Annotated in this window: 17 protein-coding genes, 1 pseudogene and 1 riboswitch; of the genes and pseudogenes, 6 read left to right on the plus strand and 12 right to left on the minus strand. The window is 73.0% G+C overall.

Going from position 1 to position 23,522, the window contains the following annotated elements:
• Window positions 1–65: 65 nt before the first annotated feature.
• Window positions 66–992, plus strand: a pseudogene (locus ACYVKZ_RS20670) (1-phosphofructokinase family hexose kinase); the annotation flags it as partial.
• 63 nt (window positions 993–1,055) lie between these two features.
• Here ACYVKZ_RS20670 and ACYVKZ_RS20675 read toward each other — a convergent pair.
• Window positions 1,056–3,548, minus strand: a complete 2,493-nt coding sequence (locus ACYVKZ_RS20675) for a plasma-membrane proton-efflux P-type ATPase (protein WP_460994353.1) — start codon at window positions 3,546–3,548, stop codon at window positions 1,056–1,058.
• Window positions 3,549–3,760: 212 nt separating this feature from the next.
• On the opposite strand from ACYVKZ_RS20675, the gene ACYVKZ_RS20680 reads away from it, so the two are divergent.
• Window positions 3,761–5,773 (plus strand): cytochrome c oxidase assembly protein, encoded by a 2,013-nt coding sequence (locus ACYVKZ_RS20680; protein WP_460994354.1) that lies wholly within the window; start codon window positions 3,761–3,763, stop codon window positions 5,771–5,773.
• Entirely contained in the window at window positions 5,770–8,043 is a 2,274-nt protein-coding gene (locus tag ACYVKZ_RS20685) for a heavy metal translocating P-type ATPase (protein ID WP_460994355.1), read from the plus strand. Before ACYVKZ_RS20680 ends, ACYVKZ_RS20685 begins: the two co-directional genes overlap by 4 nt.
• Here the strand turns inward: ACYVKZ_RS20685 and ACYVKZ_RS20690 are convergent.
• Together ACYVKZ_RS20690 and ACYVKZ_RS20695 are read right to left on the minus strand one after the other, a co-directional pair.
• The gene (locus tag ACYVKZ_RS20690; protein ID WP_460994356.1) at window positions 8,040–8,855 is read right to left on the minus strand and encodes a M56 family metallopeptidase; all 816 of its coding nucleotides are present in this window, start codon (window positions 8,853–8,855) and stop codon (window positions 8,040–8,042) included. The two genes, ACYVKZ_RS20685 and ACYVKZ_RS20690, sit on opposite strands and share 4 nt — an antisense overlap.
• Entirely contained in the window at window positions 8,852–9,325 is a 474-nt protein-coding gene (locus ACYVKZ_RS20695; protein ID WP_460994357.1) for a BlaI/MecI/CopY family transcriptional regulator, read from the minus strand. Before ACYVKZ_RS20695 ends, ACYVKZ_RS20690 begins: the two co-directional genes overlap by 4 nt.
• On the opposite strand from ACYVKZ_RS20695, the gene ACYVKZ_RS20700 reads away from it, so the two are divergent.
• Window positions 9,311–9,871, plus strand: coding sequence for a DUF5134 domain-containing protein (locus ACYVKZ_RS20700; RefSeq protein ID WP_460994358.1), 561 nt, complete (start codon window positions 9,311–9,313; stop codon window positions 9,869–9,871). The genes ACYVKZ_RS20695 and ACYVKZ_RS20700 overlap by 15 nt on opposite strands.
• Window positions 9,872–9,902: 31 nt before the next feature.
• On the opposite strand, the gene ACYVKZ_RS20705 is transcribed toward ACYVKZ_RS20700, so the two are convergent.
• From ACYVKZ_RS20705 to ACYVKZ_RS20715, 3 genes are all read right to left on the minus strand, one after another.
• Window positions 9,903–10,520 (minus strand): copper resistance CopC family protein, encoded by a 618-nt coding sequence (locus ACYVKZ_RS20705; RefSeq protein ID WP_460994359.1) that lies wholly within the window; start codon window positions 10,518–10,520, stop codon window positions 9,903–9,905.
• Window positions 10,521–10,531: 11 nt separating this feature from the next.
• Complete coding sequence (locus tag ACYVKZ_RS20710) at window positions 10,532–11,248, minus strand: YcnI family copper-binding membrane protein (RefSeq protein WP_460994360.1); 717 nt, start codon at window positions 11,246–11,248, stop codon at window positions 10,532–10,534.
• 106 nt (window positions 11,249–11,354) lie between these two features.
• On the minus strand, window positions 11,355–11,942 hold the full coding sequence (locus ACYVKZ_RS20715; protein ID WP_460994361.1) for a hypothetical protein: 588 nt from the start codon (window positions 11,940–11,942) through the stop codon (window positions 11,355–11,357).
• Window positions 11,943–12,113: 171 nt separating this feature from the next.
• Here ACYVKZ_RS20715 and ACYVKZ_RS20720 point away from each other — a divergent pair, with 171 nt between their 5' ends.
• A complete protein-coding gene (locus ACYVKZ_RS20720; protein ID WP_460994362.1) occupies window positions 12,114–15,011 on the plus strand; it encodes an alkaline phosphatase family protein in 2,898 nt (965 codons plus the stop codon).
• A gap of 152 nt (window positions 15,012–15,163) precedes the next feature.
• On the opposite strand, the gene ACYVKZ_RS20725 is transcribed toward ACYVKZ_RS20720, so the two are convergent.
• Window positions 15,164–16,885 (minus strand): hypothetical protein, encoded by a 1,722-nt coding sequence (locus ACYVKZ_RS20725; protein ID WP_460994363.1) that lies wholly within the window; start codon window positions 16,883–16,885, stop codon window positions 15,164–15,166.
• Entirely contained in the window at window positions 16,882–17,379 is a 498-nt protein-coding gene (locus tag ACYVKZ_RS20730; RefSeq protein ID WP_460994364.1) for a hypothetical protein, read from the minus strand. The genes ACYVKZ_RS20725 and ACYVKZ_RS20730 overlap by 4 nt, the downstream gene beginning before the upstream one ends.
• A 353-nt stretch (window positions 17,380–17,732) precedes the next feature.
• Here ACYVKZ_RS20730 and ACYVKZ_RS20735 point away from each other — a divergent pair, with 353 nt between their 5' ends.
• Window positions 17,733–18,959, plus strand: a complete 1,227-nt coding sequence (locus ACYVKZ_RS20735; RefSeq protein WP_460994365.1) for an MFS transporter — start codon at window positions 17,733–17,735, stop codon at window positions 18,957–18,959.
• Window positions 18,960–18,986: 27 nt separating this feature from the next.
• Here ACYVKZ_RS20735 and ACYVKZ_RS20740 read toward each other — a convergent pair whose 3' ends face one another.
• The 4 genes from ACYVKZ_RS20740 to ACYVKZ_RS20755 form a co-directional block, all read right to left on the minus strand.
• Window positions 18,987–20,252 carry a magnesium transporter MgtE N-terminal domain-containing protein gene (locus ACYVKZ_RS20740; protein ID WP_460994366.1) on the minus strand — a complete coding sequence of 422 codons (1,266 nt, stop codon included), beginning with the start codon at window positions 20,250–20,252 and terminating at the stop codon, window positions 18,987–18,989.
• Window positions 20,253–20,334: 82 nt separating this feature from the next.
• On the minus strand, window positions 20,335–22,023 hold the full coding sequence (locus tag ACYVKZ_RS20745; RefSeq protein WP_460994367.1) for an NRAMP family divalent metal transporter: 1,689 nt from the start codon (window positions 22,021–22,023) through the stop codon (window positions 20,335–20,337).
• A 233-nt stretch (window positions 22,024–22,256) separates the two neighbouring features.
• Window positions 22,257–22,431, minus strand: a riboswitch (M-box (ykoK) riboswitch).
• A 73-nt stretch (window positions 22,432–22,504) separates the two neighbouring features.
• Complete coding sequence (locus tag ACYVKZ_RS20750) at window positions 22,505–23,173, minus strand: TetR/AcrR family transcriptional regulator (protein ID WP_460994368.1); 669 nt, start codon at window positions 23,171–23,173, stop codon at window positions 22,505–22,507.
• Window positions 23,174–23,330: 157 nt separating this feature from the next.
• Window positions 23,331–23,522 (minus strand): hypothetical protein (locus tag ACYVKZ_RS20755; RefSeq protein WP_460994369.1); only part of this gene is annotated, 192 nt, incomplete at its 5' end.

The following is a 23,522-nucleotide window of genomic DNA, read 5'->3' on the forward strand; positions in this document are numbered from 1 at the left end:
GCGGCCCAGCGTAGACCCCGGTGCCCCGCCGCGGAACACGCAGGAGAAGCCCGTAGGCTCGGCCCATGACAGGCGTGCGGCCTTCGGGGGCGAAGCAGATACTGACGCTGACGGTCAATCCGGCCCTGGACATCAGCACTGCCACCGCGAAGGTGGAGAGCACCCACAAGCTCCGGTGCGGTGCGAGCCGGGTGGACCCCGGCGGCGGAGGCGTGAATGTCGCCCGGGTCATCCGGCGCCTCGGCGGCCGCAGTGTCGCCCTGTTCACCGCGGGTGGCCCCACGGGAGAGGCCTACCGCCGGCTGGTCGAGGCCGAGGGCCTACCCCATCACGTGGTGCCCATCAGGGGCAGTACGCGACAGAACTTCACGGTGGACGAGACCTCCACCGGCAGCCAGTACCGGTTCGTCCTGGAAGGCCCCGAGCTCAGCGAGCCGGAGTGGAGCGGGTGCCTTGACCTGCTGGCGCACACGGTCCCCTCGGGGGGATACGTGGTAGCCAGTGGAAGCCTGCCCCCTGGCGTCCCGGATGACTTCTACGCCCGCGTGGTTCGCCTGGCTCGGGAGAACGGTGCTCGCTGCATCGTGGACGCGTCGGGCCCTGCGCTGGACCACGCCCTTGCTGAGGGCGTCTTCCTGGTCAAACCCAGCCTGCGCGAGCTGGCCGAGCATGCGGGTTCGGACCTTGACAGTGAGCAGAGCCAGATGGACGCGGCAGCCGCGCTGGTCTCCGCGGGGTCAGCGGACTACGTGGCCCTGACCCTCGGTGCGCGGGGTGCCGCCCTCGCGTCGAGCTCCGGAACCCTGCGCCTGCCGGTCCCCGAGGTGCCCGTGGTCAGCACGGTCGGCGCCGGAGACAGCTTCCTTGCGGCACTCGTCCTGCGGATTGCGCAGGGGCGGCCGCTCGAGGAGGCCTTCAGGTCCGCTGTGGCAGCGGGGAGCGCGGCCGTGATGACGCCGGCCACCGAGCTGTGCCACCGCGCCGACGTGGAACGCCTCGAGGCCGGGCTCCGGCGCGGGGTCCAGCAGCTGCGCGGCAGTGTAGGGAGCGTCCCCTCAGGAAGCAGGGGCCGGTCCGCTCCCGGTGCGGCGCAGGAAGGCGTAGGCGGCGACCTTGACCTGGTCCTCGACCAGGAACCACGCGGCGGACCAGACCCAGACGACGGCGGCGAGCGTCCAGGTGAGCGGCGTCATGAGGAATCCCGTGAGGGCTATCGCAGTGGCAACGATCTGCGCGCCCACCACGGCGACGAGGAGCACGGTCGAGGGGGCTGGGCTCTTCCAGAACCGGTCCTTGGTACGGGCGACGAAGACAGTGAGGTGCCCCGAGACGGAGAGCTTAAGGAAGACCATGGTCTCGAGGAGCCCGTGCCCCTCCGGCGTGTTCAGTCCGAGGACAGTGAGCCCGAGGACCAGCAGGCCCAGGGTCTCGAGGACACCTAGGATCCCGAGGCTGGAGGCGACGGTGAGCACCTGCCGCAGGTCCCATCTGGCTGGACGGGCGGACCCGTGGGCCCGGTCATAGGCGATCGCGAGGAGAGCGCCGTCGTTGAGGAGCGCCAGGATGACGATCATGGCCGCGGTGACCGGGCGGAAGTTGAAGGCGACGACGGTGACGGTGACGAGCAGGAGGACCCGGATGGTTTCGGCGATGCGGTAGACCGTGTAGCTCGTCATGCGTGCGAACATCTCGCGGGCCAGCCGGATCGCGCCGACGATCACGGACAGGCCGGGGGCAAGGAGGACGACGTCGGCCGCTGCCCGCGCCGCATCCGTTGCCCCCGAGACGGCGATCCCCGCGTCGGCCTGCTTGAGCGCCGCGGCGTCGTTGACGCCGTCGCCGGTCATACCGACGATGTGGCCGCGCGACTGCAGGGCCTTGACGATGCGGTACTTGTGCTCCGGGAAGACCTGGGCGAAGCCGTCTGCGTCCTCCACGAGCCTGGCGAGGGCCTCGTCGCCCCGGCCGTCCCGTTCGGGTTCCGCGAGCCGGCTGGCGGGGAGGAGGTTCGGGCCGATCCCGACTGCTGCGGAGATGGTCTGCCCGATCGCGAGGGCGTCACCAGTGACCATCTTGACCTCGACGCCGAGCTCCTCGGCGGCACGTACCGTCGCTGCCGAATCCTCCCGGGGCGGGTCGGCCAGCGGCAGGAGGCCGAGCAGCCGCCAGCCGCCGCCGCGGCGCTCGGCCACCCCGAGCGCGCGGTCCCCGCGCTGGGCGAAGAGCCCGACCTGGTCGCTGTAGGCCCGGGCGGTTGCGGCGTCCTCGTGTTCGCACAGCCGGGCGATGACCTGGGGGGCGCCCTTCGTGACCCGGAATTCCGGACTGCCAGCAGGCACGACGGCGGCCTCGGACCGCTTGCTCGTCGGGTCGAAGGGGGTGAAGGAGGCCGTGGTGCCGTCGGCGGCCTGCCACCCTGGCGGGGCAGCGGCCAGGACAGCGAGATCGATGGCGTCCTTCCCGCTGGGGTCCGAGGCGAGCGCCGCGGCGCGGAGGATCCGCCCGGGATCGGTGCCCGGGGAGGACCACGGTGTGCCGACCCGGATCAGATTCTGGGTCAGGGTGCCGGTCTTGTCCGCGCAGAGGACGTCGATGCCGCCGAGTTCCTCGACGGCCGGCAGGTGGCTCACGACTGCCTTCTGAGATGCCAGTCTGCGCGCGCCCACGGCCATCGTCACGGACAGGACGGCCGGCATGGCCACCGGGACGGAGGCGATGATGACCACGAGTGCGAACTCGATCGCGTCGAAGGGCGTGTCGCCGCGCAGGAGCGACGAGGCGGTGGTGGCCGCCACGAGCACGAGCGCTGCGTAGATGAGGATCTGGCCGATCCTCAGGACGGCGCGCTGGAAGTGGCTCGCCGTCCCCGCGGCGCCCACGAGGGCCGTGGTCCTTCCGAAGAAGCTCTCTGCCCCCGTGGCGGTCACCAGGGCGTCCGTCTGGCCGCGGGCGAGGACCGAGCCCGAGTACACCTCCTCCCCGCGGGCCTTGCTGACGGGGAGGGACTCGCCCGTGAGCGCGGACTGGTCCACGGATACCGCCGCACCGCCCCAGACGCAGCCGTCCGCAGGCACGATGTCGCCGAGCTGGAGGTGGACGAGGTCCCCGACGACGAGGTCGCGCACGGGGAGGTCGGCCCACTCGCCATCGCGACGGACCCGGGCGGTGGCGGCGAGCGACTTCTTCAGCGCCGCGACCGTGTCCGCGGCCTCGTGCTCCTCGCGGTACGCCACGAGTCCGTTCATGGCGAGGAGCACGGCGATGATCACGGCGTCCGGCCAGTGCTGCAGGACGATGGAGAGCACGAGCGCCGCCTCGATGAGCCACGGGATCGGCGCCCAGAAGTAGCCCAGGAAGACCAGGGCGGGGTTCCTGCGGCGCTCCTCGACTGCGTTGGGGCCGTCCGCGGCGAGCCGACGCGCGGCCTCTTCCGACGTGAGCCCGTCCGGGCCGCTGCCCAGCTGCGCGGCCAGGTCCTCGACGGGAACCCCGCCGAGTCCACGGGGCCGATGCCCGCCGTCCTCCACGCCCATTCCCTGCCCGCTCACCGCTGGGCGCCCCGGCGGAGCGGGGCATCGGCGACGGCCATCCCCGTCTGGACCTGCGCGAGCAGACTCATCCCCTGCCTCCCTCGGGCCGACGTGCTGTGGCGGCCGCCGCGTGAAGGCTACGTCTGGACTCCTGGGCATGGCTAGGGCTGCAGTGCCTTGTCCTCTACATGATGTAGAGGATGGCTCTACATCATGTAGAGTACCCGCCGATGGGAACTTCCACAGCCAGCCGCCTGCACGCCGGGATCCCGCCGCGGTCCCTGTGGGGGGCTGCGGCCCTTCCGCTCGCGATCGCGGCGGTGACCGCTGCCGCCCTCGGCAGCAGCGGGTACCGTGAACTGAGTCGGGACTTCCCCGGGATGGGCACCGCGCTGCTGAGCACCGTGCTGCATGCGGTGGCGCTCGTGGCCTCCACGCTCTGCGTCGGCGGCCTGTTCCAGGCGGCCTTCCTGCGCGGCCGGCCCGGCCCGCTGCGGCCGCTGCGGGCCGACCCTGCGGATGCGCGCCTGATCACCGGCGCTGCGGCGGCGTGGTTCGGCGCGTCCGTGGCGCTCGTGGCCGCGGACGGCGCCGACTCCAACGGATTCCCCGTCTCGCACGCCCTCGATCCGGGTGCCCTGGCCTACCTCGTCCAGGCCTCCTACCTGCCGGGCGCGTGGATCGTCACGGGAGCCTGCGCCCTCGTGGTCCTGGTCGGCGCCCGGATGGCCCGGCACTGGGCCGCCGGCCCGGCTCTGCTCGCCGTCGCCTTCGCCGGAATCCTCAGCCCCGTGCTCGTGGCCCAGGTCCTGGTCGGCCCCGACCATGACTTCGGAGGAGATGCTGCCGCCTACGCGGTCCCGGCGGAGTCCGTCTTCTTCGGCGTCACGGTGGTCCTCGCGTACCGCCTGCTGCAGCGCAAGGGGATCTGGGCGCAGACGATGGCACGGTACCGACGGGTGGCCGCCGTGTGCTGGCTGGCGATGGCCGCCTTCGGCGGGGTCGAGGCGTGGTTCTTCCTCGCCGGATCGTCTCCCTTCGCCAGCGTGACGGGGTGGCTGCTGACCGCCCGGTTCGTGCTCCTCGCCGGCCTCGGTGCCCTCCAGCTGCGCCTCCGTGGCCTGGGCGGGGCCGAACTCGGTGCGGCCCGCACCGTCCTGCGCCGGACCGCCGCCGCCTCCGCCGTCGTCATAGCGGCCATGGCCGGGATCGAGGTGGCCCTCTCCCGCGTGCCCCCACCGAACTACTTCGCCCCGACCTCGGTGGCCCAGCTCTTCTTCGGCTACGACGTCGATGCGGTCCCGACCCCAGCGGTGCTCGCGCTGGACTGGCGGCTCAACACCCTCTTCGCCGTGCTCTCTGCGGTGGGGGCGGCCCTCTACCTGGTCGGCGTGGGCCGCCTGCGCCGCCGCGGGGACCGGTGGCCCGTGGGCCGCACGGTCGCGTGGCTGCTCGGCTGGCTGTGCGTGGTGCTGACCACCTCGTCCGGCCTCGGGAAGTACGCGGATGCCTCCTTCAGCCTGCACATGATGCTGCACATGAGCCTGAACATGCTCTGCCCTGTGCTCCTCGTGCTCGGCGGCCCGTTCACCCTCGCGCTGCGCGCGACCTCCGCGGCTGCTCCGGGCCGGGCGCCGGGCCCGCACGAGTGGGTCAAGGCCCTGCTCCACTGGCCTGTGCTCCAGCACCTGAACAACCCGCTGTGGGTGTTCGCGGAGTTCATCGGCTCCTACTACGTCCTGTACTTCACTCCCATCTTCGAGCAGGCCATGCGGTACCACTGGGCCCACCAGCTGTTCAACCTGCACCTGCTCGTGGTGGGCTACTTCTTCTACAGCCTCGTGATCGGCGTCGACAAGCCGCCGCGGCCCGTGCCGCATCTGGGAAAGCTGGGCCTCCTGCTCGCCGCGATGCCGTTCCACGCCTTCTTCGGGGTGATCGTCATGACGAGCACCTCCGTGATCGCCCAGGAGTTCTACCAGTGGCTCGCCAGACCCTGGTGGCCCGATCTGCACGCCGACCAGTACGCGGGCGGCGGCATCGCGTGGGCCGCGGGGGAGATTCCCCTGCTGATCGTGGTCCTGGCCCTCCTGGCGCAGTGGACCCGCCAGGACCGCCGCGAGACCACGCGGATCGACCGGCACCTGGACTCGGGCCTGGACGAGAGCTTCGAGGCCTACAACGAGATGCTCGGCCAGCTCGCCGACCGCCGTACCCCGACCCGCCTCGAGGAGCGCCCATGACCGCCCCCGCCAGCGCCCCCGTGGCCGAACCGATCGAGCTGAGCATCTCCGGAATGACCTGCGCCGCGTGCGCGGGCCGGATCGAGCGCAGGCTCAACAAGCTGGACGGGGTCCACGCGGTGGTGAACTTCGCCACCGAGCGGGCCACGGTGCACGGCCTCGCCGCGGGCGGCACGGCCGAGGCGATCCGCGCGGTGGAGAAGGCCGGCTACCGGGCCGCGGTCCGGGAGGCGGACGACGACGTGTGGTCGGCCCGCGCTGCCGAGACCCGGATCGCCTCGCTCCGCCGCCGCCTCGCGGTCGCCACGGTCCTGACCATCCCGCTGTGCGACCTGACCATCCTCCTTGCCCTGGTGCCGGGGTGGCGGTTCCCCGACTGGGAGCTCCTGTGCGTGCTCCTCACGATCCCGATCGTGGTCTGGGCGGCGTGGCCGTTCCACCGGGCCACCGTGCGGGGTATTGCCCGCGGCGCGCTCAGCATGGACACGCTCGTCTCCCTCGGGGCGGTCGCCTCCTTCGGCTGGGCGGTGGCGACGCTCGCGATGGGCTCGTCCGGGCCCGGCTACTGGCTCGGCTTCGGTGCCACCCCCCAGGGGGCGGACGCAATCTACCTCGACGTCGCGGCCGGGATGGTGACCTTCCAGCTCGGGGGCCGGTACTTCGAGGCCCGGTCGCGGCGCCGGGCCGGGGACGTCCTCAATGCCCTCGCCTCCCTCGCGGCCCGGGAGGTCCGCATCCTGCGCGACGGTGCAGAGCACGTGCTGCCCGTGGGCGAGCTGCGCATGGGGGAGACGTTCGTGGTGCTCCCGGGCGAGCGGCTGGCTGCGGACGGCACGGTCACCGCCGGCTCCTCGGGCCTGGACACGAGCCCCATGACCGGAGAGTCGGTCCCCGTCGAGGTGAGTCCCGGGTCCGCCGTGATCGGCGGCACCGTGAATCTCAGCGGACGTCTCGAGGTCCGCGCGGATGCGGTGGGGCCTAGGGCGCGGCTCGCGCAGATGGCTGCCCTGGCCGAGGACGCGCAGCGCCGCAAGGCCCGGATCCAGCGCCTCGCCGACCGCATCTCGCAGTACTTCATCCCGGCCGTCATCGCGCTGGCGGTCCTCGTCATGGCAGGCTGGCTCCTGGCGGGAGCGGCACCCAGGGATGCCTTCGGCACGGGGATCGCCGTGCTGATCATCGCCTGCCCGTGCGCGCTCGGGCTCGCCACCCCCACCGCGCTGATGGTCGGCGTGGGCCGAGGCGGACAGCTCGGCATCCTCATCAAGGGCCAGGACGCGCTCGAGGCCAGCGGCGTGCTCGACACGGTGGTGTTCGACAAGACCGGCACCCTCACGACCGGGGCCATGCGGGTCACCGCGCTCGAGCCCGTCGGCGGCGGCAGCGCTGACGAGCTGCTGCGGTCCGCGGGCGCGGTCGAGGCAGGCTCCGAGCACGCGATCGCCGCCGCGATCGCGGATGCGGCCCGCGCCGAGCTCGGCAGCCTGCCCCGCGCGGCCCGCTTCGCGGCGCTCCCCGGCCTCGGCGCACGGGCCGAGGTCGGCGGCGCGCTGGTCACTGTGGGGAGCCCGCGCCTGTTCGGCGAGGAGGGGCTCGGCGTTCCCCCGGAGGCCGCGGCCGCCGTTGCGCGCCTGCACGCCGCCGGGAGCACCGCGGTGCTCGTCGCCGTCGACGGCTCCACGGCGGGCGTGATCGGGCTCGCGGACGCTGTCAGGCCGTCCGCGCGCCCAACTCTCGACGCCCTCCGCGCGCTCGGCCTCAGGACCGTCCTGCTCACGGGCGACGCCGACGCGCCGGCCCGCGCCGTCGCCGCCTCGGTGGGCGTGGACGAGGTGGTCTCCGGGGTGCTGCCCGCCGAGAAGGCGGAGACCATCTCCCGGATGCAGGCCGAGGGGCACCGGGTCGCCATGGTGGGGGACGGGATCAACGACGCCGCCGCGCTCGCCACGGCCCAGCTCGGCCTCGCCCTGGTGCGCGGCACGGACATCGCGATGAAGTCCGCGGACATCATCCTGGTCCGCGACGACCTGCGCTCGGTCGTGGACGCCATCCAGCTCTCCCGCCGCACCCTGCGCACCATCCGGCTGAATCTCGTTTGGGCGTTCGGCTACAACATCGCGGCCATCCCCGTGGCCGCCTGCGGCCTCCTCAACCCGCTCATCGCCGCCGCAGCGATGGCATTGTCCTCGGTGCTCGTGGTCTCGAACAGCCTGCGCCTGCGCTCCTTCGAGCCGCTGCGCGCCGCCGAGCCGCCCGGGGAGGGGGGCTAGTGCCGGTGCGCCGCGGGCCGGTGCGCGGCGGAGCGCCGGGCGAGGCGGTCCGCGCGCAGCCGCATCGATTCGCTCCCGCCGATCGCGGAGAGCGTCCCGAGGGCGGCAGCGAGCGGCCCGCTTCCGCACACCCGCGCCGCGGCGTCGTCCGCCGCGAGCTCCATGAGCAGGTTGGCCGCCCGCTCGAACCGGCCGCCGCCCAGGACTGCGGGGACGCAGGCGCTGTTGAGCCTCGCGACGCGCCGGACCACGTCGTGGCGCTGCGCCAGATGCGCACACTCGTGCTCCACGACCGCGCGGAGCTGGGCCGGATCCAGTTCGCGCTCCACCAGGGTGGACACCACGATCGAGGGACTGCGGCCGGGCAGGGAGAACACGAGCGGGGCCTCCGCGTGGACAAAGGTCACGGCTGCGCCGCCCACCCGCGACCGGCGGCTCGCGCAGGCGGCGAGGAGGGCCTCGGCCTCGTCCCGGGAGGCCTTCTCGGACGCGGCGAGCTGGCTCGCCCGCTCGCCCACGGCGGCGACGAGGGCGCCGAGCGCGGCCAGCCCGGCCCACGCGGCGGCCAGCGCCGCCGCCGAGACGATCCACGGCAGGCGCGCGCCGTCGTCGGCCGCCACCGCCATGGCGACGCACCAGGCCAGGCCGAGCACGGCGGCGGCCACCCCTGCGGCGAACAGCGCGTGCCAGAGGGCGAGGGCGAGCCGAGGCCGGCGCACGTGCCAGCTTCCGGCGGCGAGCAGCGCGGGCCCGGCGAGGACGAGCGCGGCGGCGGACGCGGCGAGGACAGCGGCCACGAGCACGCCGGTCACCGAGTGTCCCCGTCCTCTGCCTGCGCACCGGCCGGGGACGCACCTCCCAGCGACCCGCCTCCGAGAGCGCGGCGGAGGATCTCGGCGTCGTCGGTGTGGAGGTTGCCGGCGAACTGCAGGAGCGCGGCGCCGCGGTCGCTGCTGTCGGTGAGCGCGGTCAGCATGGCGGCGGCGATGAAGCTCGGCTCCGATTGCGCGGCGGAGAAGCGCGCTGTCCCGTCCGCGGCGGCGGTCCGGACAGCCTGGCCCTTTGCCCGCAGGCGCTCCAGCACCGTCAGGAGGGTGGTGAACGCGGGAGCGGTCCCGGAGTCGTCGGCGTCGAACCGCGCCAAGATCTCGCGCGCGCTGAGGGGGACCTCAGCCTCCCACAGGATCCGCTTCACGGTCGCTTCCAGCTGCCCGCGCGGCCGTCGATCGCCCACCAGTCCACCTCCGGCCCACCAGTCTACCGGCCGATGATGCACCACCACGCGGCCCAGGTCGGCCTGGCCCTCGGGTGCCTTGCCGTGGCGGGCCTCCACGTGCCGGACCTGGGGCGGCAGCAGACGCCTGGCAGCCGGGTCAACGCGGCGCTCCACGTCCTCATGGCCGCGGGCAGCGCCGCGATGGCCTGGCCGGCCGCGCCGAGGGTGCCCTCCTGGGTGGGGGCGGGGACCTTCGCCGCTGCCGCGCTCTGGTACGTCTGCCTCATCGCCGCGCCCGCCCGGGCCCAGCGCGTTCCAGAGGTCGAGGGGCACCACCACGGCGGCCTCCTCTGGTACCACGTGGGCATGATGGCCGCCATGGCGTGGATGTACGTCGCCATGCCTCGGCCCGCGGCCGCATGGCCTCTGGACGTGTGCTGGGCCTGCGTGCTGCTGTTCGCGGGAGCGGTCGTGGCCTTCACGGGGCTCCTGCTCCGCGCGCTGGGGCCCCGTGGGCGCGGGCGGCCGGCTGGGGAGCGGCGCCGGGCGGTCGCCGCCCTGGGGATGGCGGCCGTGATGCTGGCCGGATTTGGCCTCATCGTGCTGCCGTAGCGCACCTGCCGCAGCGCCTGCTCCCTCGCGCCTACTCCTCGCGGCCGGGCCTGAGCGCCCGGCGGACAAAGTACGCGCCCAGCGCGACCACGAGGAGGACGGCCACGCCGATCCCGATCCACAGCGCGATCCCGCCGCCGGACGAGCCCGATGCCGAGGAGGCCGGTGCGGGGGCGGCCTGCGCGGGAGTGGACTGGGCGGCGGCAGGGGCGCCCGATGCGTTCGGGGTGCCCCCGGTGCCCGCGGCGGCGGGGGTGCCGCTCCCCGGGGCCTTGGCCGTGAACGTGAACGTGCCCTCGATCGGGTGCGAGTCCGCCGAGACGACCCGCCACACGACCGTGTACTTGCCCGCCGGTGCACCGGGCTTGAGGGCCTGGGTCACGTTGGTGTCCACGATCTGGGCGGGGCCGTCGGCCTGGTTGGTGCCGGTGGGATCCTTGACCAGGATCTCGGTGCCCACCTCGATGGGGGTGTGGTCGAAGGTCAGGACCACCGATGCCGGCACGGTCGCCACGGTGGACCCGTCCGCCGGGCTGGCCGACTCGATGACGTCGTGCGCCTGGGCCGCGGCGCCGGGGAGGAGGGCGGCCGCGGTCACGAGGACACTGGCGGCGGCGCGCAGGAGACGGGTCCGTGCAGTGGTGCGCATGGCTCGCCCCCTCACTTCGCGGCCCGGCGGCGGCCGGCCAGGACGAGGCCGAGGGCGGTGGCGCCGAGGACCGCCCCGAGCGCGCCGAGCCCGAGGCTCCAGGCCCCCGTGGCGTCCGCGGTCTGGGAGGCCGGGGCCGCGGTCTGCGGTGAGGCGGACGGGCTCGGGGCGGCGTCGTCGGCTGCGGTGGTGACGAACGACGGCGCGGGGTGCTCCGGTTCTTCCTGGCCCGCCTCCGCCTTCTGGTCCCAGCTGACCACCTTTCCGTCGGTGTAGGTCTGGGTTGCGGGCAGCACCACCGTGGTGCCGGCGGCGGGGAGCCGGCCCACCGAGAGCGAGAACGCCTGGTACTGGTTGGGGCCGATCTCGTGGGCGGCGTCGGCCGTCCAGACCACCTCCGTGGGCGCCTTGGTCACGGTCGCGCCGGCCACGGTGACGGGCTTGGGGAGGGCCGCGGTGAGGACCTGGGCGGTCCAGCCCTCGACCGGCTTGACGGAAACCGAGGTGAACGGGGTGTCAGTGGGGAGCTTGACCTCGACCTTCTTGGTCTTGGCGGTCGGGGACTCGTTGGGGATGTTGAAGGTGAGGTGCGAGAAGCCGTTGGCGCCGGTGTCGTCCGGGTTGACGGAGACGTGGGCGCTGGCGGCGGCGGCGCCGGTGGCGATCAGGGCCGTGGTTGCTGCGGCAGTGGCCGCGGCCTTGAGGGCGCGGCGGAGGGGAGTCTTCATGGGTGGTCTTGGCCTTCGTCTGGTCCCGCCCGGGCGCGCTCGCGCCGGGCGGAGGCGGGCAGGGGAGAGCTGCCCGCGGGGGGTGTGCGGGTGTCCGGAGGCCGCCTCAGCAGGCGGCGTAGGGCACCGGCGGGCCGCGGAGGGCCGGAAGCCGCAGGGCGCGCCAGACCTTCGGGAACGCCTGCGGGGCGTAGGCCGGAAGGCTGGGCGCGGGCGGGATCGCCGGGAGGAGGAACAGCCGGACGAGCGGGCCCAGCCACGCCAGCAGCGCCCACACGGCGGCCTCGCCCCTGGCGATCAGGAGGCCGACCGCGAGGGTCGCGAGCGCGTGGGCCACGAACATCGCCGGGCTGTACCCGTGGACGTGGCCTGCGGGGGCGCCCTGCGAGGCTGCGCCGAGGACATGGACGTGGCCGGCTGCGGGGGAGAGCTGCAGGGATGCGGCGGACTCCGAGAGCCCGTCGAAGGCGGTGTGCAGGACGAACTGGCCGGTGCCCAGGAGCCCGAGCACCGTGGTGGGCGTGAGGCGCTTGCCGGACAGCCATGCGGTGGGCAGCAGCGTCAGGGCCAGCAGCCCGAGCAGGATCAGCGGGTCCGGCAGCGCCCCGCCGGCGGCGGTGTGCGCGGCGACGGCGAGCAGCACGGTGGCCGCGGTGACCACGGCGGCGCGGGAAAGCCTGAACGCTGCGCGCACGCTCCCACCCGCCCTTCCTCGCTCGTCCGGGGACCGCCTCCATCCTACGGCGTGCACGAGGAGGCAATTCCCTCCGCGTTCAACAGAACATCACAGTCGATTTACAGAATCGTAAAGCGACGAGTGAAAGCTGTGGAGGCAGCGTTCTGGGCCCACAAGAGGAGAACCGCCATGGCCGCACCGTCACCATCCGCCCCACGACCGCCGCGGCCTGCGCCATCCCGCCCGGGGGCCCTGCGCCGGCTCTCGAGGTGCGTCCGCGGCCGCACGCCGCTCTCGATCGCGGCCGCCAGCTGCGCGCTCGTCCTCGTGGGCGGCGGAATCGCCGCAGCCTCGACCCTCGAGTTCGGGCAGCATCAGGTGGGCTCCCAGTACGAGAACGGGGAGCAGATCGCGTCGAACCAGGTGATCAAGCCCATCGGCGACCGTCTGATGACGCCCTTCGGCAAGATCATGGGCTCGACGGTCAGCCCGGACGGCCGCTACCTGGTGGGCACGAGCGCCGACCGTTCCGTCGCCCTGCAGGTCTTCGACCTCAAGGCCTACAAGCCCGTGGCCGCCGCGGGGACGCTCGCCGCCACCTCGTTCGCCGCAGCGGCGGCCAACGCGGGCTTCGGGGCGATGTCCTACCAGCAGATCACGGACGGTTCAGTGGGGCAGGAGGGCCCGGTGTTCTCGCCCGACGGCAAGTTCCTCTACGCTCCCGTGGCCACGGGGCTGGTCCGGTACCCGTTCAACGCGGACGGCTCGCTCGGGGCCGGCACGAAGATCAGCATCCCCACAGTGGACGGCAAGCAGGCTCTCACGGCCGGCATGGCCTTCTCGCCCGACGGCGCCACGCTGTACGCCGCCGTGAACGGCCAGAACACAGTCGTGGCCCTCGACCCCGCCAGCGGGAGCGTCAAGCAGACCTTCTCCACCGGCATCGCCCCGCGCCAGCTGGCCTTCGCCGGGACCAAGCTGTACGTCTCCAACGAGGGCGGCCGCCAGGCGGTCGCCGGCGAGGCGACCATGGGGTCCTACGGCACACAGGTCCCGGCGGACACGACGCTCGGCACCTCCACCACCGGCACGCTCAGCGTCATCGACACCGCCAACGCCGCTGCCGCGCCGTCCTCGGTCGACGTCCAGCTCCACCCCACCGCGATGCACTTGGACGGCTCCACCCTGTACGTGGCGAACACCAACAGCGACACGGTCTCGGTCGTGGACACGGCGAGCAACAAGGTCGTGCAGACCATTGCGACCCAGCCGTGGGCCTCCTCGCAGGCCGGCTACGAGCCCACGGGCATCACGATGCAGGGGGACCGCCTGCTGGTTTCGCTGGGCCGCGCGAACGCGGTCGCCGTCTACAAGGTCAACCGGAAGGACCCGCGGGACCCGGCCAGCTACATCGGCCTCCTGCCCACGGACTACTACCCGGGCAACGTCACGGCGGTGGGCGGCCAGATCGTGGTCACCAACATCCGCGGCATCGACGCCCGCGGCCCGGAGCTGAGCTTCAGCAAGGGCCCGGGCACGTCGCCGGCCACTGGCCACGGGACGCACTCGACGACCGCCTCGCTGACCAGGTTCGCGCTCCCGGGCGATGACCAGATCCGCAAGTACACCGAGACAGTGTTCCAGCAGAACGGCTGGGACGCCGCCTCGGTCAAGCAGGCGGTCGCCGCGGACGCGGCCAAGGTCCCCGCGGTCGCCGTGCCCCGGCGGATCGGGGACCCCTCGACCATCAAGCACGTCTTCCTGATCGTCAAGGAGAACCGCACCTACGACCAGGTCTACGGCGACATGAAGCAGGGCAACGGAGACCCGTCGCTGGCACAGTTCGGCGCGAAGGTGACCCCGAACCAGCACGCCCTCGCCACCCAGTTCGGCCTCTACGACAACACCTACGACATCGGGACCAACTCGGCCGAGGGCCACAACTGGATGATGCAGGGCGACAACCCTGCCTACAGCGAGACCAGCGCCGGCGAGTACAAGCGTTCCTACGACACCGAGGAGGACGTGCTGGGCCACCAGCGCACGGGATTCCTCTGGACCTCCATCCAGGCAGCCGGGAACACCGCCCGCAACTACGGCGAGTTCGAGTACGGCGAGGGCAAGCCTGCCGGGGCGACCTGGCAGGACTACTACTGCGCGGCGACGAGCACGATGGCCGGCGGCGATCCGGCGCAGCTGTTCACGCCGGCACTCCAGATGCACGCCAGCTCGGCGATCCCCTCGCTGAACGCGATCGCCGACCCCAACGCGGCACCGTTCGACACCGCCGTGCCGGACATCTACCGCTACGCGACCTGGAAGCAGGACTTCGAGAAGAACGGCCCGAAGAACTTCCAGATGACCTGGCTCTCCAGCGACCACACGGGCGGCACGGCCGACCCGGAGGCCCAGGTCGCGGACAACGACCTCGCGGTGGGCAAGATCGTCGATGAGATCTCGCACTCGCAGTACTGGAAGGACTCCGCGATCTTCATCGCCGAGGACGACAGCCAGGACGGCGCCGACCACGTGGACGGCCACCGCGCCCCGGTCCAGGTCATCAGCCCGTACGCCGTCCACGGCAAGACCGTCAGCACGTTCTACTCGCAGATCAACATGGTCCGCACCATCCAGCAGATCCTCGGGGCCCAGCCGCTGAACCAGAAGGTCGCGGCCGCCACGCCGATGTTCGACGCGTTCACCGACAAGCCGGACCTGACCCCGTACAGCGCGGTCCCCAACCAGATGCCCCTGACCGAGGGCGTCAAGACCGCCCCGGCCTGCGGCACGGACACCCTGGGCAAGACCGGCGCCGCAGCCGCTGCGGTGAACAGCGCCGCGGCCCAGGCGGCGGCCGTCCCGCCGTCCATGCAGGACATCGCGGAGCAGTGGGACACGTGGGCAGAGCAGCAGCACCTGACCGGCAACGGCGCGAAGGAGGACTTCGCGAACCCGTACCTGTTCAACCGCTGGACCTGGTACCAGGCCCACCACTGGACGAGCCCGTACCCGGGCGACGCCAAGGTCTACGGCCCGAACGACGTGCCCGGCATCCCCGCCGGCTCGACCAGCCACGAGGACGGCTGAGCGCCGGGGCGCCGACCGTCCACAACGCCGGGAATGCTGAAGGCCGCCCCCACCCGGGGGCGGCCTTCGCCGCACGCGGTGCCACGCGCCGTCGTGCGACCAGCCGAACGGTGCCTCCAGCGGAAGCGGTGCGCTCAGCGGAAGTGGAGCGCTCAGCGGAACAGGGCGGAGCGCACCCCCATGATGATCCGGTCACCGCTGCGGGCCTTCTGCAGCCAGTCGACCAGGTTCCAGTCGGGCAGCGCGATGCAGCCGGCGGTCGGGGAGGTGTTCTCGTGGAGGAAGATCGCGAACCCGGCGTCCTGCACGATGCCCGCGTCGGGCGGCCGGTTGTAGTTGAGCACCGCGCCTTGGCGGTAGTCGTGCGTGGACCGGGTGGCGAAGTACCACATGTTCTCGTCGTACCCCACCCAGCTCGAGGACTCGAAGTACTGGTTGTAGGTCCCGCTCCACGGGTTGCCGCCCCAGCGGGAGCTGGGGTTGAGGGTCTGGTACGGCAGCGCCGTGCCCGGGTTGCCGAGGCCGAACGCCTGCGTGACCGAGTAGTCCCCGGTGGGGGAGTACTCGTAGCGGGTCGGGCCTGAGGCCACGCCCGGCGGCTTGAACCCGGACCGGCCGACCGTGGCGCCCGTGGTCCAGTCCGGCCAGTACACCCCGGCCGTGTTCTGGCAGCGGACGAACGTGGCCCGGTAGGACCCGTAGGACTCGGCGATCGCGAACGAGACGGCGGACGCGCCGTAGCTGCGGTAGTTCGAGCGGCCGCTGTTGAGCGACTCGCACTCGTTGTACGGGTGCACGCCCGTGGCACCGGCGATCCACGTGATGGTCCCGCCCTGGAACTTCTGGATGCACGATGATCCCGAGCAGAGCTCGTTGGTGACCGGGTAGCCCAGCGACCCGTTCTCGTACCCGGTGCCCGCCCAGACCGCGCGGATCCCGCCGCGGGAGGCACGGGCGCCCGTGCCGGGGGACCAGTACATGGCCCCGCCCTGGTAGAGCTGGTAGACGCCGCCGCTGCGGATCGGGACCTCGTCCGTGGTCGGGTAGCCGAGGGGCCCGTTCTCGTACCCGGTGGCCGCCCACGCGCCGCGGATGGCTCCGCCGGAGGTGTGGGCGCCGCTGGCCGGGGACCACAGGATCGCCCCGCCCTGGAAGAGCTGGTAGATGCCGCCGCTGCGGATGGGCACCTCGTCCGTGATCGGGTATCCGAGGAACCCGTTCTCCCAGCCTGCCGCGGCGTACTCGGCGCGGACCGCCCCGCGGGAGGTGTGGGCCCCGGTGGCCGGGGACCAGTAGATGGCCCCGCCCTGGTAGAGCTGGTAGACGCCGCCGCTGCGGATGGGCACCTCGTCCGTGGTCGGGTATCCGAGGAGGCCGCCGGCTGCCCCGGCCGCCGCCCACCGCGTACGGATGGCGCCCCCGACCGTGTGGGCTCCCGACGCCGCCGACCAGTAGACCGCCCCGTTCCTGAAGACCGCGGCGCATCCGCCGGTCGGAGGCGTGGTGCAGTCCTCTGCCGAGACGGCCGCGCCGAGCCATCCGGCCGCCCCATTGAGCGCGGCGTACTTGGCTTGGATCGGGGAGAGCGGCGCGGGTGCTGTGGCGGTCGCGGTGGGCGCGGCGCTCGCGGGCGGGGCGTCGGTGGGCGCGGCGCTCGCGGTGCCGGTCTGCGCGGCCGGGGCCCGGTCCGTGGGTGACGGCGTGGCGGAGGGCGATGCCGTGGCCGCTGCGGTCGGGGCATCGGTCGACGTCGGCGCGGGGGCCGCGGAGCCGGTCGGGGACGGGGTGGGATCTGCCTGCGACGGGCCGGCCGCCGCGATGAGCGCGGCCAGTGTCAGGGCGGCAGCCCAGCCTCCTCGGCGGAGAGGCCTCATTCGGCACTCTCCTTGGAGACGGCGGCGCCGCAGTCGGTCCCCGCGGAGGGGGCGTCGTTGCCGAATCCCGTGGCGGAGATGTCAGCGCTCTCGCCGGGCCCGAGGGTCTTCTGGACCATCGCATGGTCGAGGACTGCGGTGGCCCGTGTGAGGCCGATGGCCACCGTGAAGGTCGCCCGCCCCGAGCTGCGGTTGGTGAGCCGGGCCGCGTAGCTCCAGGTCCCGTCGGCGGACTTCTGGCAGCGCTCCTGGCTCAGCGCGCCGTCCGCCATCGCGGAGGCGACCGGTGGTGCCAGGGAGGCCTGCGGTGCCGCGGCGGACGACGCCGGGCCTGCCGATGCCGGGCTGGTCGATGCCGGGCCCGCCCCGGGCGCTGCGGCGGCCGACGCCGGGCCGGTCGCCGCGGCGCCGCCCGTCGCCGAGCATCCGGCGAGTCCCGCGAAGAGCAGGAGCGCGGCCGCGGGCAGGGCCCATGGCCCGGGTCTGGTTCTCACGATGGTGTCCCCCCAAGAAAACAAGCGTTGTACATGCACAACATAGCCTGTGGAGAGGCCCGAGCGGCCAGATGAAGCGCGGGGCCCGTCCAGACTCTTGGGGCAGGCGGGGGTGAGGCAGGAGGGGCGCGTACCTTCCTGCTCTCCTTGCCGGGCAGCCGGCGGCGTGTCGGGCGTCGACACGCCGCGCCAACGCGCCTCGCGGCGGCCACGGTGAGCAGGAACGGACGAGAACCGGACCCCCTGACAGCCGGGCGGCCCGTCCCGCCCCAGCGCGGCATATCCTCGGGTGCGCGCGGTAGTCTGGCCTGCGGCCCCGGCCAGCCCCGTACCCTGCCCCAAGGAGATCCCCCATGGCGAACGGCAGCCCCGCGGCGCAGGAGCGCGCGCCTCTGCTGCGTCCCTGGCACTTCATCCTCGCCTTCGGCATCGTCAGCCTGCTGGCGGACATGGTCTACGAGGGCGCCCGCAGCATCATCGGCCCCTACCTCGGCACGCTCGGGGCGAGCGCCACCGTGGTCGGCCTGGTGGCGGGGGCGGGGGAGTTCATCGGCTACGGCCTGCGCGTGCTCTCCGGCCTCGCCGTGCGCCGCACCCAGCACTACTGGGCGTGGACCATCACCGGCTACGCCCTCACCGTCCTGAGCGTGCCCCTCATCGGCGCCACGGGCCTGATCGCTCCGGCGCTGCTGCTCTACGGCACCGAGCGGCTCGGCAAGGCCGTCCGCTCCCCGGCCAAGGACACCCTCCTCTCCCACGCCTCGACGAGGACCGGCCGCGGCAGCGCGTTCGGCGTCCACCAGGCGCTCGACCAGACCGGGGCCATGCTCGGGCCGCTGCTCCTGGCCGCCGTCCTGGCCTGGAGCGAGGGCGACTACCGGCTCGCCTTCGCGGTGCTCGCCGTCCCCGGCGTGCTGGTCCTGGGCCTGCTGGCGTGGCTGCGCACCCGGGTGCCGGACCCCGCCGTCTACGAGCACGACGGCGGTGCTCCCGCCCCCGCCCGCGGCCCGGACGCGAAGGGCATGGCACGGGCGCACCTGCCCGCCCGGTTCTGGCAGTACACGGCAGCGGTGGCGGTCCTGTCCTGCGGTGTCGCCCCGTTCCCGCTCATGGCCTTCCATGCCCAGAGCACCGGGCTCCTCGGCGACGCCCTCGTCCCGGTGGTCTTCGCCGTGGCAATGGCCGTGGACGGGCTCAGCGGCTTCGTGGTCGGGCGGCTCTACGACCGCCGCGGCCCCCTCGTGCTCCTCGCGGTGCCGGTGGCCGCCGCGGTCGCCGCGATCTCCTTCGGCGGCAGCGTGGCGCTCGTCTGGACGGGCGCGGCGGTGTGGGGGATCGTCAACGGCGTGCTGGACTCCACCGTCAAGGCCGTGGTCACCGAGCTCGTCCCCTCGCACTCGCGCGCGGTGGCCTTCGGGTGGCTCGCCCTCGTCCGCGGCGTCGGGCTGCTCGCCGCCGGCGGCATCCTCGGCGCCGCGTACGCGGCCAGCCCGGCCGCGGCCGTCACGGTGATCCTGGCCGCCAACGCCCTCGCCTTCGTGGGCCTGGCCCTCGTGCTGCGCCGCCTCCAGCGCGCCTAGCCGAAGCCTCTGCCAGGCTCCCGCCGGTCAGGCCTCCGACCCGGTCTCGTGGTGGTTGGGCTCGCGCCGGGACCAGTCCTCGGGGATCGCGGCCTCGAGCGCGTCGTCGACCGTGATGACCCCGAGGATCCGGCGGTCCTCGGCGAGCACCGGCAGGGCCAGCAGGTTGAAGTCGGCCATGCGGGTGGTGACGTCGATGACGTCGTCGTCCGGCGAGGCGACGACCACGTCCCGGTCGGCGACCTCGGACAGCGGCCGGGCGGCGTCGGCCTGGACGGCGTGGACGAGGGTGAGGGCGCCCTCGAGCGTCCCGTCAGGGGCGAGGGTGTAGATGACGGCGAGGGCCTGGGGCTGCAGGAGGTTCGCGCCGCGGACGGCCGCCACGGCGTCCGCGACGGTCGCGGTGGCGGGCAGGGCGAGGAACTCGGTGCCCATGAGGCCGCCGGCGGTGAGCCCGTGGTACCCGAGCAGCCGGTGCACCACGCCGCGCTGGGGCTCGGGCAGCAGGCCCAGGACGGGGGCGCGCCGCTCCTGGGGCAGGTCCATGAGGGCGTCGGCGGCGTCGTCGGCCTGCATCCGCCCGAGCACCTCGGCGACCTCCGCGTCGGTGCGGTCCCGGAAGAGCTCCGACTGGCGGTCCTCGTCCAGCTCCTCGAAGACGTCCGCCTCGAGCTCGGGATCCTCGTGCACCTGGGCGAGCAGCTCGTGCTGCTCGCGCTCGGTGGCCTCCTCGATGATGTCCGCGATCTGGGCCGGCTTCAGGTCCGGGATGCGTCCGGCGGCGCGGCGCACGTGGGCGGAGTCGGCATGGCCGATCAGCGGCTCGAAGTCCTTCCAGTCCCGTGGCGCGTGGGCGGCGTGGCGCGGGCCGAGGCTGAGCCAGCGGCGCCGGTGCACGTCCACCCCGGTGGCGGCCCAGCCGTCCAGGACGGGGGAGAGCTGGATGTCGTAGGCCCGCACGAACGCGGCGCGGGTGACGTCGATGAGCCGGTGGCCCAGGACGTCCTCGGACAGGAGCACTTCGCCCTCCCGGCGGCGGAACTCGCGCAGGTCCACCGTGCTCACGGCGAGCTGGACGCGTCCGGGCTCGAGGGCGGCGAGGTCGGCCGCGGTGACGAACGCCCGGGTGCCGCCCACGGCGACGACGAGTCCGGTCACGAGCGGGTAGTCGCCGTGGCGGAGCCTGACGATGAGGTCGGCGAGCACGCCCATGCGGTGCCCTTCGGAGTCCGTGACGGACTGGCGCAGGAGGGTGGAGAGGAAGAGGGAGGCTGCCGGGGCGGCGGTGGTCATCGGGGGCCTTTCGGTGCGCAGGGCATCGGCGTCTCGGGGCGACTGTACGTCACCCGCGGCGGGGTGGGGGAGAGGAAGTGGGTCAGGCGCCGGCGAGGGCGAGCTGGACCACGCGGACGATGACCAGGATCATCGCCACGAGCAGGTACAGGCGCAGCACGCTCAGCCCCGCCCGCCGGGCCGCGGAGAGCTGCGGCCGCTGCAGCAGCGCCAGCGGCGGCATCCGCCATGTGGCCCGCTGGGAGCGGTCCACGGGCGCGGCGGGGGCCGCCTTCCCGCTCGCCGCGGCGTGGAGGCGCACGACGGCGAGCCCTGCCGCCGCGAGCAGGGCAACGACTGCCCCGCCGCCGAGGATCTCCAGGATCGCGGTGCCGCTGATGTCCGGGAACAGCACGGCGGCGGTGAGGACCACGGAGAGGATCACGAGGACGGCGATGACCGCGGAGGTGAAGATGTTCATCCCGCGCCCGTTGACCCAGGGACCCATGACCTCCTTGTCGTTGCAGAGCAGGAGCAGGAACACGGTGGCCGAGGGCAGCAGCACCCCGGCGAGGACCTGGACGCCCACGGTGAGCAGGCCGAGCGGGCTTCCGGGGATGATGACGATCACGGCCGAGAGGGCGATGATCCCGGCGAAGGCGGCGTAGAAGCCCTTCGCGTCGGAGACCTTGCGGTGGAGGGAGTGCTTGAGGCCGAGGACGTCGCCGAGCGCGTAGGAGGTCGAGAGGCCCACGGCTGCGGCGCCGATGATCGAGGCGTCGATGAGGGCGAGTGCGAACAGGATCCCGGCGAGGTGGCCCACGTGCGTGCCCAGGCCCTCCGCCACGCCGCCCGCGTCGGTGAAGTGGCCGAACTCGGGCCGGTGCGCGAACGTGGCGGCGGTGAAGCCGATGATCGCCGCGGCGCCGAGCACCACGATCACGATCCCGAGCCAGAGGTCCACCCGCTCGTACTTCATGTAGCGCGGGGTGATGCGCTTGTCGATCACGTAGGACTGCTGGAAGAACAGCTGCCACGGGGCGATGGTGGTGCCCACGATCGCGATGACGAGCAGCGTGACGTCGGCCAGGTCCGAGCCGGCCGGGATGCCGGGCACCACGAAGTCGTGCGCCATCTGCCCGTAGTCCGGGCCGGCCAGGAAGAAGACCGGCACGAGCAGGAGCGAGCCGGCCACGAGGGCCATGCAGAACCGCTCGAAGCGCTGGAACGAGCCCGTGCTGGCCGCGCCGATCACGAACAGCGCGGAGATCAGCACGCCCGGGATCTTGGGCACTCCGAGGTAGTCGAGGCCGATCGAGATGCCGATGAACTCGGTGACGATGGTGAGGGCGTTGAGGATGAACAGGTCGATCGCGCTGAAGGCGCCCCAGAACTTCCCGAACCGCTCGAGGATGAGGCGTGCGTGCCCCACGCCGGTGACCACGCCGAGGCGCAGCACCATCTCCTGGTTCACGTAGAGGACGGGGACCAGCAGCAGGAGGGTCCACAGCAGGGACGTGCCGTAGTTCTGGCCGGCCTGGGTGTAGGTGCCGAACGCGCCGGCGTCGTTGTCGCCGACCATCACGATCAGGCCGGGGCCCACGATCGCCAGGAGTGTCTTCAGGCGCCGCTTCCAGCTCGACTGGGACGAGGAGTCGCCCAGACGGATGGTGCCGAAGGCGCCCTTGATGTCGCCGACGTGGGCGGAGTCGAGGACCGCCGAGTCCTTGGAGGGGACGCCCGGCGTGGGGACCTCGGGCGTGGGGGCGGTGGGCATGGGGGTCTTGGGCATGGGAGGACCTGCTTCCTCCCGGCGGTGGCCGGGGATCGTGAAGCGGGCGCGCCCGGGCACGCCGGGCCGGGCTGGAGTCAACGCGGCCGCAGCGTGGGCGCGCGGCGTGGGGGGGGAGGGGCTGAGCGCGGCTCAGCAGGTATGCGGGGAGGGACTACTGTCACCGCTGGACACGGGCGGGCCACCTCCTCCGGACGCAGGTCGCGTGCCTTCAGGCGGCCGGCCAGAGAGGCCGGGCCCTTCCTCGTAAGACCTTTGGCACTTCGCGTCGTGACCCCGGGGAGGACCCGGGGAGCCAATCGGGGTTGCCCCTTAGCCCGGGGCAGCCTGTCCTGACCGGTGGCGTCTCTCGACGTTGGGGGTCGCTGGCATGTGTCCGCGAAGGAGCCTCAGCTAACGAACGGCACCTTGCGCGCTCATGGTACACGCCGAACCTTGGGTTGGCATCCAGGTCAGCGCGGCCTCCCAGGAGTGGGAGATTTCAGCCTTGGCCGCGCTTCCGAAGGACCTCGACCTCGGCGTCTTCTTCCTGCTGTGATTGCGGTCGCCCGGGCGTGTCGGGTCGGTGGAGGTCGATGAGGGCCCGCGCGAGGGCCCGGGCCCGGAGGGCGGCGCGCTGGTCCCCCTCGATGGAGGCGACCATGGCGCCCTTGGTGAGGATGTGGAAGGACCAGGCGAAGCCGTCGGGGTCGCTCAGGCCCGCGCCCTCGGCCAGGGCGGCGAGGCGTCCGCGGATATTCGCGAGATGTGCCATCGCGGCCTGCCCGAGGGGATGGTCCGGGCCGAACTCGATCACCACGTGGAGGAAGGTGTTGACCTCGGCCGCGCCGCGGCTGAACCAGTCGTCGAGGACGTTGAAGGCCGCGAGGAGTGCGTCATCGGGTGCGTGGGCGTGGGCGATCGCGTCCTCAATGGCGTCGTGGCGCACCTGGTACCAACGGTCCATGTAGGCCAGCACGAGCGCGTCCTTCGAGGGGAAGTTCCGGTAGAACGTCGCCTTCGCGACCCCCGAATGGGCGATGATCTCGTCGATCCCCACGGCGCGGACGCCGCCCCTCGCGAAGAGGCCGTAGGCGGTCTCCAGGATCCGCTCCTTGGCCGGCTTCCGCGCGGCGCCCCTGCCCGCCTGCCCTTCATCTCCACCCATCATGTGCCCATCCTAGCCCTCTGGACAGACAGGTCTGTCTCGGTGCATACTCCTCGTGACGGAACAGACAGGTCTGTCTCGTTGAAGACTTCGAGGTAGCCGGCATCATCATCGGGAGCCGCCGCCAGGCGGTGAGGGAGGTTAGGTCGCTGTGGGCGAGTCAGCTGTGATGGAGCGGGAGGGCCGGTTGAGGGTCGTGGCCGGTGGCCGGGCCGGGGAGTCGGGCGTGGGGGCCGACGGCGGTGCTGCCGCGGGCGTTTCTGCTGCGGGTGCTTCTGCTGCGGGTGCTGCTGCTGGCGGTGCCCTGGATGCTGGTGCGGGGGCCCTGGTGGTGGAGCATCTGGGGCTGGCG

This window comes from Sinomonas soli, assembly GCF_054782415.1.